Below are 13,261 nucleotides of genomic sequence, written 5' to 3'. Positions count from 1 at the left end.
GCATGCCGGCTTTTGAATACGTCGCGCTGGATCAGGCTGGCCGTACCCGCAAGGGGGTGGAGGAGGGCGACTCCTCCCGTCAGGTACGTGGTCGCCTGCGCGAGCAGGGGTTGATGCCCATGGCGGTGAACGAGGTCGCCGAGAAGACCTCGGTGCTGCGCATGCCGGTCCTGCAACGGCGGATCAAGCCGCTGGAATTGTCCCTGGCAACCCGGCAGATGGCGACCCTGGCCCGGGCCGGCATGCCGATCGAGGAAGTGCTTGGTACTGTCGCCCGGCAAAGCGAGTCGCCCAAGGTCAAGGCCACGCTCTCAGCGGTACGTACGCGGGTCATGGAAGGCCTGCCGCTGGCCCATGCCATGGGCGAGTTTCCCTCGGTATTCCCCGCCATCTATCGCACCACCATCGCCGCCGGTGAGCAGGCCGGGCGTATGGACGTCGTGCTGGAACGGCTGGCTGACAACGTCGAAGCACAGAATGCCATGCGCCAGAAGATCCAGCTGGCCATGTTCTACCCGGCCATTCTCACCGTGGTCGCGCTGCTGGTCGTGGTCGCTCTGTTGACCTATGTGGTGCCGGAGGTGGTGCAGGTGTTTGCCGGCATGAACCAGCAATTGCCCACCCTGACCCGTGCGCTGATTGCCACCAGCGACACCGTGCGAAACTGGGGTTGGCTCATGCTGCTGGGGATTGTGGCGTTGGTGACCTTGACCCGGCAGTTACTCAAACGCCCTGCGGCGCGCTTGAGCTGGGATCGGGGCATGCTCAAGCTGCCGCTGATCGGACGACTGATCCGGGGGCTGAATACCGCCCGCTTTGCCCGTACGCTGAATATCCTCGCTGGCAGCGGCGTACCGCTGCTGGATGCACTGAACATGAGTGCCAGCGTCATTAGTAATACGCCGATGCGCGATGCGGTCAGTGACGCGGCGAAAAAGGTCCGGGAAGGGGCAGGCGTGGGGCATTCGCTGGAACGCAGCGGCTATTTCCCACCGATGACCCTGAGCCTGATCAAGAGTGGTGAAAGCAGCGGCACCCTGGACAAGATGCTCGAACGCGCCGCGGAAACCCAGGAACGGGAACTGGAAGCACGGATTGCCATGGTCATGGGCGTGTTCGAACCCTTGCTGATCCTGGCGATGGGAGGCGTGGTACTGATCATTGTACTGGCCATCCTGTTGCCCATCTTTGAACTCAACCAACTGGTCAATTGATATGCCTACAGTACATAAAGCCTCCCTTGCACAACGTGGTTTCACCCTGATCGAGGTCATGGTGGTGGTGGTCATTCTCGGGATTCTCGCCGCAGTAGTGGTGCCGCGGGTGATGGACCGGCCTGATCAGGCGCGGATCACCAAGGTGCAGAATGATATCCGCGCCATGGAAAGCGCGCTGAACCTGTATCGCCTGGACAATTTCAACTATCCGACCACCGAACAGGGCCTGCGCGCCCTGGTGGAGCGGCCCAGCGGCAACGACACCGCGCGCAACTGGCGCGCCGGAGGTTATATCGACCGCTTGCAGAAGGACCCGTGGGGTAACGAATACCAGTACCTGCGCCCGGGCCGCGATAACCGCGAATATGACCTGTACAGCCTGGGCGCCGATGGCCGTCCCGGCGGCACTGATGCCAACGCCGATATCGGCAACTGGAACGTGGAAGATCCCGAGCGTAGTAACTGATCATGGGGATCCAGCGTCGCCATCAGCCGCACCCGACACGCTCTCCTGCCGAGAGAGCCCAGGGTGGCTTCACCTTGATGGAGTTGCTGGTGGTGCTGGTGCTGATCGGCGTCGTGGCGGGGCTGGCCAGCCTGTCCATCGGTGACGGTGCCGAGCGCAAACTTCGCTCTGAAACCGAGCGGCTGGCCGCGACCCTGAGTCTGGCGCGGGACGAACTGCTGATTACTGGCCAATCAGATCGCGCTCTGGGGCTACGCCGCGATGGCTACAGTTTTCTCGAGCTGGTGATGCTTGATGACAGTACCCGCGAATGGCGGCCGCTGGTTGATCCGCAACTGGGGCCCCGGCAATTCGACCAGGAGTTGATCGAAGTGGAGCTGGAACTGGATGGGGAGCGCACGCCGCTGCCCCAGACCCGGGGCTGGGAGCCGCATATCCGGCTGGGCAATACCGGCGAGATGACGCCGGCACTGATCACCTTGCGGGTACCCGGAAAGGATCTGGTGCGGCATATGAGAATCGGGCTGGAAGGCCGTGTCGAGGTATTGGATGCCATCCCCCAGAACTAGGCGTGATGCCGGTTTCACGCTGCTGGAAGTGCTGGTGGCATTAACCATTCTGGCCGTCGCGTTGGCGGCGCTGGTCAAGACCGGGGCGGACCATGCACGCAATACGGCCTACCTGCAGGAGCGCACCCTGGCGCACTGGGCCGGGCAGAACCTGTTGACCGAATATCAGACCGGCATGCGCGCCGTTGCCGAAGGCGGGCGCACTGGTGAGGTGACCATGGGCCCTTATCGCTTCGGCTTCGAGGTGGAGATGAGCGACTACACGGCACAGTCGCCCTTCCCGCTGCCGGCAGTGAGAAGAGTGGATGTACGTTTGTGGTTGGCCGACCGTGGTGAGGATGCGCAGCGTGCCACCGCCAGCGCGTTTTTGCTGCCATGAAACAGCGTCAGTCAGGCTTCACCTTATTGGAGGTGCTGATTGCCATGGCGGTGTTCGCGGTCATGAGCGTGGTGGCTTATCAGGGTTTGCGTGCGGTCTTGAGCGCCGATTACATCACCCGTGAGCAAGGGCAGCACCTGGCGGACCTGCAGGTGACCCTGAGCGTATTGGAGCGTGATCTGGCCCAGGTAGTGGATGTCACGGTGCGTGACGAGTTCGGTGATCCCCTGCCGCCACTGCGTTTACGCCCAGGCGCCGATGAGCATCTGTTGGAGTTGGTGCGAGCCGGTGCCGGCGGGGAGCAGCGCCTGCGCCGCACCGCCTGGCAGATCACCGATCGGGGGCTGGAACGCCGACTGTGGCCGGGGGTGGATATAGTGGATACCGAGGCGATGCGTATCCGGCCGTTTGCCGAACTGGCGGATGAATCGCGCCTGCTCGGGGCCAATAGCGCCTTTGTTTTCATCGTGCGCACACCCTCGGGCCTGGAGCGAGTCGATGCCTGGCCCTTGCCGGACGCTGACCCTGAGGCAGGAGGGCTGCCGGTGGCAGTGGAAGTGGTACTGGATCTGCCTGGCCTGGGGGAGATACGACGGATGATGGCGGTGGGCTTATGACGTCCCGTCGCGGGCAACAAGGAGTGGCGCTGATAACCGCGCTGCTGGTGATGGCACTGGCGGTGGTCGCCGCGGTGGGCATGGCGATGCGCGGCCAGGCCGATATCCGGCGTACATCGGCGGTATTCGAGCGGGACTTCTCGCGCCAGGTGGCGCTGGGCGCCGAGAACATGGTGCTGCAACTGCTGGAGCGGGCCAAGGGGCCGGAAGATCTGCTGTGGGATACCTGTCGCTCGCCGGTTTTGCCCTTCGAAGTGGATGGTGTGCGGCTGGAGGCCACCCTGGATGACATGCGCTGTCGCTACAATCTGAATGCGCTGGCTGGCGCCGATGAAACCGAGCAGGGCTATTTCGCCCGGCTGGTAGACCAGGTCGGCCAGGAGAGTGGCGTGAGAATGCCAGCCGGAGCGCAGCTCGCCATGGCGGTAAGCGACTGGATGAACCCGGAAACCGACGACCCCGTCTATCGCCTGGAGACGCCGGTCAGGGTATCGGGCAATCGGCCCATGGTAGTGGCATCGGAGCTGAACAGCGTCAGCGGCATGACCGCTGAAGCCTGGCAGGCACTGGCGCCCTTCGTAACGGCCTATCCCGGCACGGCCAGCCCGATTGATCTGGAGCGCAGCCATGAGCTGATGCAGGAGATTTTTGCCGACCGGGCCGCCGGCGAGAACGCACCCTGGTACATGCGCCTGCAGGTCATGGCGGAATTCGCCGAACGGCGGTTCTATCAATGCACCTTGCTGGACGCACCGAATGGAAAAGTGGTTATCAGAGAACAGACGGCCTGCGAGCCATGACCGGTATTAATCGACGGATGAAAACATGCTGATAGTGCTACTGCCTGATTTTCCGGGCATCGAGACGCTGGAACCCACCCGCCTGCAATGGTGGCGCACCGGGCGTGATGGCACCCTGGAAGAATCGGGGCAGGACCCTCTGACCCAGTTGCGCAGCCGTTTCCCTGCGGAGCGCCTGCGCGCACTGGCGCCAGCCACTGCGGTGAATCTGTATCGTGTCGCCATCCCGGTCCGCCGGGCCGCGGCCGCCCGCGCTGCGCTGCCCTATGCTCTGGAAGACCAGCTTGGTCAGGAACTGGAGGAGTTGCATCTGGTGGCGGGCCCGCGCCGCGGCGATGGTCGTTTTGCTGCGGCGGTTACCGAACAGCGCCATATGCAGGCCTGGCTGGAGGAATGCCAGGACGCCGGCTGGCGCCTGGAAGCGCTGTTGCCCCAGGCCAGCCTGCATGATGAGGCGGCACCTGAGGTGGGGCTGCATGTACAACCCTCGCCATGGCCCGATGATGTGGACCAGGCGCTGGTAACCAGTACCGATCAGGAGCCAGTGCTGATAGAGACCAGCATGCTCGGTTTCTGGCTCAAACAGCGGCTGGCGCAACTGGATGAAGAACAGCGGGTGCTGCATCTGCACGGTTTCCAGCTGGCTGACCTGGGACTGACGGAAGGGAACGCCGAGCTGCGCCAGACGGAGCCGCTGGCGACTCTGGAGGCAGCGCTCAAACGTGCTCAGCAACCCGCGCGCGCGCTCAACTTGCTGGTCGGGCCCTACACCAACGGCATGGCAACGCCACCCTGGCGCAAGCTGCGGCCGGTGATGATCGCTGCCGGCGTGTTACTGGCGGCGCTGGTCGGTCAACTGGTGCTTGAAGGTATGGCCCTGTCCGGTGAACGCGAACGGCTGCGGACTGAAATCGATTTGTTGTTCGACCGTACCTTGCCGAAAAGCCGGCGGGTTGATCCCGTCACCCAGTTTCAGCAGGCGTTGGCCGGTGGGGATGTACAGGCGGGAGAGAACGGTACCGGGAGTCTGTTGTACGACGTATTGGCTGTGGTGGGCGAGGGCGAGCCCCGCAGGATCAGGCAGTTCCGGGCGACACCGACGGAGATCGAGCTGGAGCTGCAGTTGCCATCCTTCGCCGAACTGGAAGGTATCCGGGCTAAGCTGGCAGCCGGCCCGGGTTTGAGCGAGACCCTGCAAGGTGCGGATTCAGGGACAGACGGGGTAACCGCCCGATTGCGAGTTCAGAGAGGTGGATCATGAATGCCTGGTGGGCGGGGCTGGCCCCGCGGGAACGTATCATTCTGGCTGGCGGAGCGGTGCTGCTGTTCATCCTGGTGCTCTGGTTGTTGATCTGGGAGCCGTTGGCCCAGAAACGTGAGCAGTTGCGGACAGATATCAGCGCCTTGTCGGCGGACCTGAGCTGGATGCAGCAGGTCGCGACGCAGGTCAAGCGCCAGGCGGCGCAACAAGGTCGTCCGGGCAATGGCGCGGCGGCAGGTGGCTCGGTGTTGACCCTGGTGGAGGTCTCCGCCAGCGCTGCCGGCATCCGCGAGACGATGGAGCGGGTCCAGCCCGAAGGGCAGGGCGCACGGCTGTGGTTCAGCGAAACGAGTTTCGACAGGTTGGTATTGTGGCTGGCGGAGCTGGAGCAGCGCCACGGATTGCAGGTCAGCCAGTTGGCGGTGGATGCAGGAGCGGCGCCGGGGCAGGTATCGGCCCGGGTCAAGGTGGAGCCGCGGTCATGATCAAACGCTGGAATATCAAGGCTATGCTGGTCTGCGCCCTGTTGTTGTACCTGCTGACCCTGCTGTGGAATCTGCCGGCGGCCTTTGTCTGGAAGCGCCTGGAAGGGCAGTTGCCCGCCGCAGTGACCCTGCATGGGCTGACCGGCACGCTGTGGTCCGGACAGGTGGCGCGAGTGGAAGTGGATGGGGTTGATCAGGGACGGCTCAGCTGGGATTGGCTGCCGTCCCGTCTGCTCGGCGGTCAGGTCGGTCTTGATTTGCTCTGGCAGCCGCGTAACGGCAACGTCAACGCACAACTGAACGCTGGGCTGGGCTCGCTGACGCTCACCGATATCCACGGCACGCTCGATGCCGCGAGCATGGCAGCCATTAACAATGCGCCCTTCGTGCTGCGCGGCGCCTGGTTGCTGGATGTGCCCCAACTGGCACTGGAGGGTTTCGAGTCAGTGGTTGCAGCAAACGGCCGCCTGGTATGGCAGGATGCGGCCGGTGGCTTGCCCCAGGCGATGCCATTCGGGCATCTGACCGCGACACTGGGGAATGCGGACGGCTGGTTGACCCTAGATCTGCAGGATCAGGGCGGGCCTTTGGGGTTGATGGGGGATGCGCGCTGGCGTCCAGGTCAGCCAATGAAACTCAATGTGCAATTGCAGGCGCGGGCAGATGCCGAACCCATGCTGTCCGAGGGGCTAGGCCTGCTTGGCCGACCGAACCCGCAGGGTTGGGTGAGCTGGCAGGCGCAATTACAGTGAAACGGAACCATAGCCGTGATGGCAGAGGAAATTCGATGCGTTTATGTGTAGTGCTGTTGCTATTGGCCGGTCTGGCCGGGTGTGCGAGTACGGGCTCGCAGCAGCGTCAGGAGGAAGGCCTGGTTGATGCCCGGGCGAAGATCAGCATGGGGCGTTGTGACACCAAACTGATCTCGGATCTGCGCCAACACCAAGCGCCCGAGCTGGAACAGCAAGCCGCCTATGTCTGTCTTCAGCAGGGTGAAGTGGTGGCGGTGGAGACATTGCTCAATGATTACCAGAAACGGCACGTGGAGCCCCCTTATCCGGACTATTCCGCCTATCTGTTGACCCTGGCGCAATATGCACGCTTCGAGATGACTGCCGATGATGATGCACTGCGTCTGAAAGAGGGCCGCAAGGTTCACGCGCAGTTTGCCGACTTTGTCCGCCGCTACCCCGACTCCGACTACCGCACCGAGGTTGCACCCCGGCTGCACGAGCTGCTGGAGGATATGGCAGGAGCCGAATACCGGCTCGCAATGCAGGCCGCCGAAGCGGGTGACCGGCAGACTGCCGAGCAACGCATGAATTATATTGCCCGGCACTATGCGCACACCGCTTCCGGTCGGGAAGCCAACGCCTGGCTGGATCGGATGCGAGAGAAGTGAGTATTGCATCTATCTAGTTGGAAGGTTTTGCCCGGCCCGTCAAGAGCGTACGGCGGTTTTTATCGGGGTTTTTTTAACGATTTTTGAGACATGGGCGCTTGACATTGTGCACAGCGGAAGGGCGGGACCTTCGGTGGTGGATAAAATGCCAGTCTAACTAACTGAAATATCACGCATGTTTGTAACTTGTTGATTTTATTGCAAAAAACATGTGGTTATATTTTGAGCATTTTGACTCGCAGCCACGTATTACTTGCTGCGGGGAGAGTTTTAGGCAGGCTATCCACAGAGTTTTCCACAGCTTTTGTGGATAGCTTGCCCAATCCCCGTTATAGCTGGGCTGGTGGTCAGATACCCTGCGGAATATCTTCGCCGCCCAGCGCCGCAGTCAGGGCCGGAAGCAGTTCCGACAGGGTGCGGGACATGATGACGAAGCTGGCATCCAGTTGGCCGGCCATGTCGTCGCCACCCTGATCATCCGCTTCATCACGCAGCAGCTCTTCGAAGCGCAGGCGTTTGACCGCGAGTTTGTCATCCAGCGTGAAGGACAACTTGTCATGCCAGTGCAGCGCCAACTGGCTGACCTGCTTGCCGACCGTCAGGTGCTGCTGAATTTCGTCGCTGGACAGATCCTGGCGCTTGCAGCGGATCACACCGCCGTCTTCGCCGGTGTCGCGCAGCTCGCATTCATCGGAGATCAGCAATCCTTCAGGGGCCTGGCCGGTCTTGACCCAATCGGTCATGCAGGCGGCGGGGGCCATCTTCACGTTCATCGGCCGCACCGGCAGGCTGCCGGTACCTTCGCGCAGCAGGCTGAGCAGGTCTTCAGCGCGCTTGGCGCTGGAAGTGTCGACGGCAATCCAGCCTTCCTGCGGGGCGATGCAGGCCAGGGTGGTCTGGGTGCGAGTGAAAGCGCGCGGCAGCAGGGACATGATGATGTCGTCCTTGAGGGTATCGCGCTCTTTCTTGTAGACCTTGCGGGCGTCGCGGGCTTCGATCTCTTCCACTTTCTCGGCCAGGGCGTCCTTCACCACGCTGCCGGGCAGGATGCGTTCTTCCTTGCGCAGCGCGACCAGCCAGTAACCCTCGGCAACCTGCAACAGATTCTCGGAGTGACGACCGAAGGGGGTGGTCCATCCCAGAGTGTGGGTTTCCTGGCTGGCGCAGGGGCGAGCGGGGCGTTGTTCAAGGGCGGCGAGCAGTTCTGCTTCGTTAAAAGGGACGTCCTGGCTGAAACGGTAGAGCAATAGATTACGAAACCACATGGGCAGTCCTTGTGATGATGCATGAATTTGGAAAATGGGAAGGGCGGGCATTATTGCGCGTGAGGAGATTTTCAGCCAGTCCCGCCGGACGACTGCATAACATATTGAAAGAAAGCGGGATTTATTTCACAAAAGGTATTGCCAGACGTCTTAAACCTGCCTAGAATGCGCCCCACTTCGAGAGCAAATGGGTGATTAGCTCAGCTGGGAGAGCATCTGCCTTACAAGCAGAGGGTCGGCGGTTCGATCCCGTCATCACCCACCACTCGAGGTAACGCGCAGTGGTAGTTCAGTTGGTTAGAATACCGGCCTGTCACGCCGGGGGTCGCGGGTTCGAGTCCCGTCCACTGCGCCATATCCGAAACCCTCGCATCGAGAGATGCGAGGGTTTTTTCGTTCCGGGCTCCTGCTAGACTCCTGACTGGTCTGTCATCGGGAGTCGGAATGAAACTGCCACTGTTTGGTCGCTATACCTTCTTTGCCCTGTGCGTGCTGCTCACCTTTCTCAGCCTGCCGTTCCTGTCCACTATCGGTTGGTTGTGGCCGTTGACCCTTGTTGCCGCTGCGCTCAGTCTGCTCGGCATATTCGACATGTTGCAGCGTCGGCACGCCGTGCGGCGCAATTATCCGATTCTTGGCAATATCCGCTATCTGGTGGAAAGCATCCGCCCGGAGATCCGCCAGTACCTGATCGAGAGTGATAACGAGCAATTGCCGTTCTCCCGGGCGCAGCGCTCGCTGGTTTATGCCCGGGCCAAGAATCAGACGGCTGATACCCCGTTTGGCACGCTGAAAGACGTCAACCACACTGGGTTCGAGTTCATCAGCCATTCGATGCTGCCGGTGGTGCATGGCAACCCGGACGAGTTCCGCGTGACCGTCGGTGGCCCACAGTGTCGTCAGCCGTATTCGGCGTCGGTACTGAATATTTCGGCGATGAGTTTTGGCTCCCTGAGCGCCAACGCCATCTCGGCGCTGAACAAGGGGGCGCAGCTGGGTAACTTCGCCCATGACACGGGGGAGGGCAGCATCAGCCCCTATCACCTGGAGCATGGCGGGGACCTGATCTGGGAGCTGGGTAGTGGCTACTTCGGCTGCCGTGACGACAACGGGGCATTCGATGCCGAGCGCTTCGCGGTCCAGGCGCGCCGGCCCCAGGTGAAGATGATCGAAATCAAGCTGAGTCAGGGCGCCAAGCCCGGGCACGGTGGGATTCTGCCCAAACACAAGATCAGCGTCGAAATTGCCGCGACCCGCGGCATTCCCCAGGATCGCGATTGCATCTCGCCAGCGCGGCACACGACCTTCTCCACGCCCATCGAATTACTGCAGTTCATTCAACACCTGCGCGAATTGGCCGAAGGCAAGCCGGTCGGTTTCAAGCTGTGCCTGGGCCATCCGTGGGAATTCATGGCGATCGCCAAGGCTATGCTGGAGACCGGTATCGTGCCGGATTTCATCGTGGTAGACGGCAAGGAAGGAGGTACCGGCGCCGCGCCTTTGGAGTTCACCAATCACCTGGGCGTGCCGCTGCGTGAGGGCCTGATGTTCGTCCATAACACTCTGGTTGGCGTGGGGCTGCGTGACCAGATCCGCATCGGCGCCAGTGGCAAGATCATCAGCGCGTTTGATATCGCCTCGGTGCTGGCGATAGGGGCGGATTGGGTCAATTCTGCGCGGGGCTTCATGTTCGCCATTGGCTGCATCCAGTCTCGCACCTGTCACACCAACCGTTGTCCTACCGGCGTCGCTACCCAGGATCCGCTACGCCAACGTGCACTGGTGGTGCCGGACAAGGCTGAGCGGGTGTATCACTTTCATCGCAATACCATGATTGCCCTGGCGGAAATGCTGGCGGCGGCAGGGTTGTCCCATCCCGCGCAACTGGAGCCCCATTTTCTTGTGCACCGATTGTCCGCCACTGAGGTCAAGCTGTACTCGCAGATGCATGTCTTTCTCGAACCGGGTGCCTTGCTCAAGGGCGAGGTGCAGGGGGAATTCTATCGGCGAATGTGGTCCATGGCGCGCTCGGACAGTTTCGAGCCGGCTGCGCCAGTGGCGGTCAGTTGACGACAGGGGGAATCAGTTTGGGAGGGGTGGTTCAGAGCCACAAACCAAGAGGCCCGACATAAGCCGGGCCCCATTATCAAGCGCGGCTGATATCAGGTATCCGGAGTGGACTCGACCAGTGCCTGGGCCTGCTTCAGGTGTTCCTTGAGCTTCGGCAGGGTTTCCTTGGCGAAACTGGCGATCTCGGCATCATCCGAGCGGGCGGCCCGTTCGAACAGTTCGATGGTCTGCTCATGCGCCGCGACCTGGTTGTTGGCATAGGCGGCATCGAAGGATTCGCCGTCACGCGCATCGAGAATCATCGCCTTGGCTTTGTCCATCAGCGTGGCTTCATCGGATATTTCCAGGTCTTTCGAGGCGGCCAGTTCGGCCATTTTCTCGTTGGCTGCCGCATGATCCTTGATCATCATGTTGGCAAATTCCTTGACCTGTTCCGATTGGCCCTGTTCCAGCGCCTTGCGCGCGGTTTCGATTTCCGCAACGCCCTTGGCTGAGGCTTCTTCAAGAAAATCATTCGCATCAATGGTGTCGTTATCGGTATCCATGCCGGCCATGCCGCCATCCACATCATTATCACGAATGGCGCCGGTGGTATCGGCACTGCCACCGTCACCGGTAGTGGCAGGCGTGCCGGTCGGGCCCGAGGTCTGCGTGGATCGGTCAATGTCGGCTGGTGCGTCCTGTTGTGCATGGACAGCAACGGCGGTACAACCCAGGGCCACTGACATGACGGCGCAGGCCAGTAATTTCAAATGCGTCGGTTGTTGTGCGTTGTGCATGATTCACCTCTGCTACTGGGGTATGTATCTGAATAGATGAATTTCCGGCCCGCAAGGTTCAACCTAAATCGTCGTCTACCTTAAGTATGGCGCGGGGCTCAGGACAGGTGACCGATCCGGTCGCCGATGATCATCTCGCTGATCCAATTGGTCAGGATGCTGGTATAGGCCTGCTGACAACGTTCAGAGGACAGGCCATGATCGGCGCCATCAATGATGCGGTGGGTCATGGAGTGCGCTCTGCGGCAGGAGGAGCGGTAGTTCATGATGGTTTCGTGGGGCACATGCTCGTCGTGTTCGGATTCGACGATCAGCACATCCCCTTCGAAGGTGGCGCAGGCGCCCAGTGCGCGATTATCCAGTGGACCGAGAGTGCTCTGGCGATAGCGCATCAACTCTGCGCGATCCAGTTGCTGCTTGGGCAGATTCCATTGTTCGTCCCAGTACAGCGCGGGCACGCGCATGGCCAGCCAGCGCACCGGCCGTAGCGTGGTCAGGATGGTTGCCAGATAACCGCCGTAACTGGTGCCAATCACGGCGATACGCTCAGGGTCCGTCGCCGGATGCTGGGCAAGACGGTCGTAGGCCACCAGAATATCTTCCAGGTTCTGCCCGCGGGTCACCCTCTGCCGGTGCGCCATGGTCTTCTCGTGGCCGCGCAAGTCGAACGTCAGGCAGACACAGCCGAGGCCGGCGACACCCCGTGCGCGCATCATGTCGCGGCTCTGGCTGCCGCCCCAGCCGTGCACGAAAAGCAAACCGGGCATCTGTTTCTGGGGGGAGAGCAGAGTGCCGGCGATCTGTTCGCCTTCTACTGTCAGTTCGATGTAATCACTGGTTGCTGCCATGGGGTAACCCTTACTCCGATGGTGATGGGGCCGGTAGCCGAGGCATCACCCTGATACAACAGGGTGACGTCCGGCGGGATGACTGGCGCCTCGCCGTAGATCTCACAGCTCGAAGCCTGCTGGCGCTGCAGCGCCGGTTCGGCGACGAAGGCCAACAGGGCGTAAACCTCCGCACTGCTAGCGCCGCCGATACGCCAGGATTGTTCCAGCACGCCGCTGCGTTGCTGTCCGCTCGGGTCGCGACCAACGGCAACGTCGCAATTGCGCCGTGACGCAATGAAACCGGGGAACGCCGCTTCGGCCGCCTGCTCATAGCGGTGGGCCTGGTGGATAAGCTGGCGCGCCACGGGATCGGGTATCTCTCGCAGCAGGGCGGTATAGTCGCCACGCACCAGCCACAGATCCGAGCCGCCGTACACCGCAGTGCCATCATTGGCGTCGGTCAGGTTCTGGCAACCGAAGTAGCTGATCACCATGCCGCCGATACGCAGCTGGCCAACGCTGAAGGTTCTGATGGAGGTCAGGTTCACCTCCAGCACCACGCCGTCCTGTCGTACGCGGGAGGCGTCCTGCTGGGCCAGCCATCTTTCCAGCTCGGGCATTGCATGGATTACCTGCTGGCCGCGGCCAGCACGGGCCTGCACGACCTTGACCCGTATTGGGCCCTGCTGCAATAACTGCGCGCCAGCGCGCAATGCATCATCCAGATTGAAGGCACTGTAACCGGGCAGCACCACATCCCCGGCCAGCTCCATGAAGCGTTCGGTCCAACCGTCGGGTGCGGCGGCGTCGCTGCTGATCAGGGGATGGGAGATGGCTTTGCTGGCCATGAACGGCCGGGCCACTACGCCGCCGTACAGATCCTGATCGGAGCGGATGCCGGGCTGCGGGGTCACCAGCGTGGCATCGGGAATGACATAGATATCGGTTTCATCCAGCTGCCTGCCGTGCCGTACACCGGTAAAGCGCAGACCCAGCACACCGGCGAGCTGCTCTGCGAGATGCCGGCGCACATGGGCTTCGTGGTCCGATTCGAGCTCCTCGGTGATCAGCAGCGCGAGAGCTGACTTACCTGGCGAAGAGAGGCGGTCCATAGTCGTCCC

General features: G+C 61.8%; 15 protein-coding genes and 2 tRNA genes. 13 read left to right on the top strand and 4 right to left on the bottom strand.

The genetic code is table 11. The features are described from left to right. Window positions 1–2: 2 nt before the first annotated feature. From gspF to bamD, 10 genes are read left to right on the top strand one after another with little or no spacing between them, the layout of a single operon-like run. Window positions 3–1,214, top strand: a complete 1,212-nt coding sequence (gspF, locus tag DHB74_RS02100; protein WP_036988632.1) for a type II secretion system inner membrane protein GspF — start codon at window positions 3–5, stop codon at window positions 1,212–1,214. A gap of 1 nt (window position 1,215) precedes the next feature. After that, complete coding sequence (gene gspG, locus DHB74_RS02095) at window positions 1,216–1,683, top strand: type II secretion system major pseudopilin GspG (protein ID WP_074777939.1); 468 nt, start codon at window positions 1,216–1,218, stop codon at window positions 1,681–1,683. Window positions 1,684–1,685: 2 nt separating this feature from the next. Then, the gene (locus DHB74_RS02090) at window positions 1,686–2,252 is read left to right on the top strand and encodes a GspH/FimT family protein (RefSeq protein WP_051610709.1); all 567 of its coding nucleotides are present in this window, start codon (window positions 1,686–1,688) and stop codon (window positions 2,250–2,252) included. Next, window positions 2,233–2,631, top strand: a complete 399-nt coding sequence (gene gspI, locus DHB74_RS02085; RefSeq protein WP_074777941.1) for a type II secretion system minor pseudopilin GspI — start codon at window positions 2,233–2,235, stop codon at window positions 2,629–2,631. Before DHB74_RS02090 ends, gspI begins: the two co-directional genes overlap by 20 nt. Next, on the top strand, window positions 2,628–3,248 hold the full coding sequence (gene gspJ / locus DHB74_RS02080) for a type II secretion system minor pseudopilin GspJ (RefSeq protein ID WP_499160666.1): 621 nt from the start codon (window positions 2,628–2,630) through the stop codon (window positions 3,246–3,248). Before gspI ends, gspJ begins: the two co-directional genes overlap by 4 nt. Then, window positions 3,245–4,048, top strand: coding sequence for a type II secretion system minor pseudopilin (locus tag DHB74_RS02075; RefSeq protein ID WP_499160665.1), 804 nt, complete (start codon window positions 3,245–3,247; stop codon window positions 4,046–4,048). Before gspJ ends, DHB74_RS02075 begins: the two co-directional genes overlap by 4 nt. A 25-nt stretch (window positions 4,049–4,073) precedes the next feature. Further along, entirely contained in the window at window positions 4,074–5,309 is a 1,236-nt protein-coding gene (gspL, locus tag DHB74_RS02070) for a type II secretion system protein GspL (protein ID WP_499160664.1), read from the top strand. Then, window positions 5,306–5,794, top strand: a complete 489-nt coding sequence (locus tag DHB74_RS02065) for a type II secretion system protein M (RefSeq protein ID WP_499160663.1) — start codon at window positions 5,306–5,308, stop codon at window positions 5,792–5,794. The genes gspL and DHB74_RS02065 overlap by 4 nt, the downstream gene beginning before the upstream one ends. Further along, window positions 5,791–6,546: a type II secretion system protein N gene (locus tag DHB74_RS02060; protein ID WP_499160662.1), complete on the top strand. Its 756-nt coding sequence runs from the start codon at window positions 5,791–5,793 to the stop codon at window positions 6,544–6,546. Before DHB74_RS02065 ends, DHB74_RS02060 begins: the two co-directional genes overlap by 4 nt. A gap of 35 nt (window positions 6,547–6,581) precedes the next feature. Further along, window positions 6,582–7,196, top strand: coding sequence for an outer membrane protein assembly factor BamD (gene bamD, locus DHB74_RS02055; protein WP_074777951.1), 615 nt, complete (start codon window positions 6,582–6,584; stop codon window positions 7,194–7,196). Between the two features lie 347 nt (window positions 7,197–7,543). Here bamD and rdgC read toward each other — a convergent pair whose 3' ends face one another. Beyond that, on the bottom strand, window positions 7,544–8,461 hold the full coding sequence (gene rdgC, locus DHB74_RS02050) for a recombination-associated protein RdgC (protein ID WP_036988642.1): 918 nt from the start codon (window positions 8,459–8,461) through the stop codon (window positions 7,544–7,546). Window positions 8,462–8,650: 189 nt separating this feature from the next. Between rdgC and DHB74_RS02045 the strand changes: the two genes are divergently transcribed. The 3 genes from DHB74_RS02045 (at window position 8,651) to DHB74_RS02035 (ending at window position 10,531) form a co-directional block, all read left to right on the top strand. After that, window positions 8,651–8,726 (top strand) — tRNA-Val (locus DHB74_RS02045). 13 nt (window positions 8,727–8,739) lie between these two features. Further along, window positions 8,740–8,816, top strand: a tRNA-Asp gene (locus tag DHB74_RS02040). Between the two features lie 89 nt (window positions 8,817–8,905). After that, window positions 8,906–10,531, top strand: coding sequence for an FMN-binding glutamate synthase family protein (locus tag DHB74_RS02035; protein WP_499160661.1), 1,626 nt, complete (start codon window positions 8,906–8,908; stop codon window positions 10,529–10,531). A 92-nt stretch (window positions 10,532–10,623) separates the two neighbouring features. Here the strand turns inward: DHB74_RS02035 and DHB74_RS02030 are convergent, their stop codons facing one another. From DHB74_RS02030 to DHB74_RS02020, 3 genes are all read right to left on the bottom strand, one after another. Continuing rightward, entirely contained in the window at window positions 10,624–11,085 is a 462-nt protein-coding gene (locus DHB74_RS02030) for a DUF4142 domain-containing protein (RefSeq protein WP_051610908.1), read from the bottom strand. Between the two features lie 323 nt (window positions 11,086–11,408). Next, on the bottom strand, window positions 11,409–12,158 hold the full coding sequence (locus DHB74_RS02025; protein WP_036988645.1) for an alpha/beta hydrolase family protein: 750 nt from the start codon (window positions 12,156–12,158) through the stop codon (window positions 11,409–11,411). Further along, window positions 12,128–13,252, bottom strand: a complete 1,125-nt coding sequence (locus DHB74_RS02020; RefSeq protein WP_499160660.1) for a DUF3182 family protein — start codon at window positions 13,250–13,252, stop codon at window positions 12,128–12,130. Before DHB74_RS02020 ends, DHB74_RS02025 begins: the two co-directional genes overlap by 31 nt. Window positions 13,253–13,261 lie beyond the last annotated feature (9 nt).

It is taken from the genome of Pseudomonas sp. G11-1 (assembly GCF_024031555.1).
In the GTDB taxonomy this organism is placed as follows: domain Bacteria; phylum Pseudomonadota; class Gammaproteobacteria; order Pseudomonadales; family Pseudomonadaceae; genus Halopseudomonas; species Halopseudomonas bauzanensis.
Note: the sequence above shows the minus strand (reverse complement) of the source record. Positions and strands in the feature narration are given on the sequence as shown.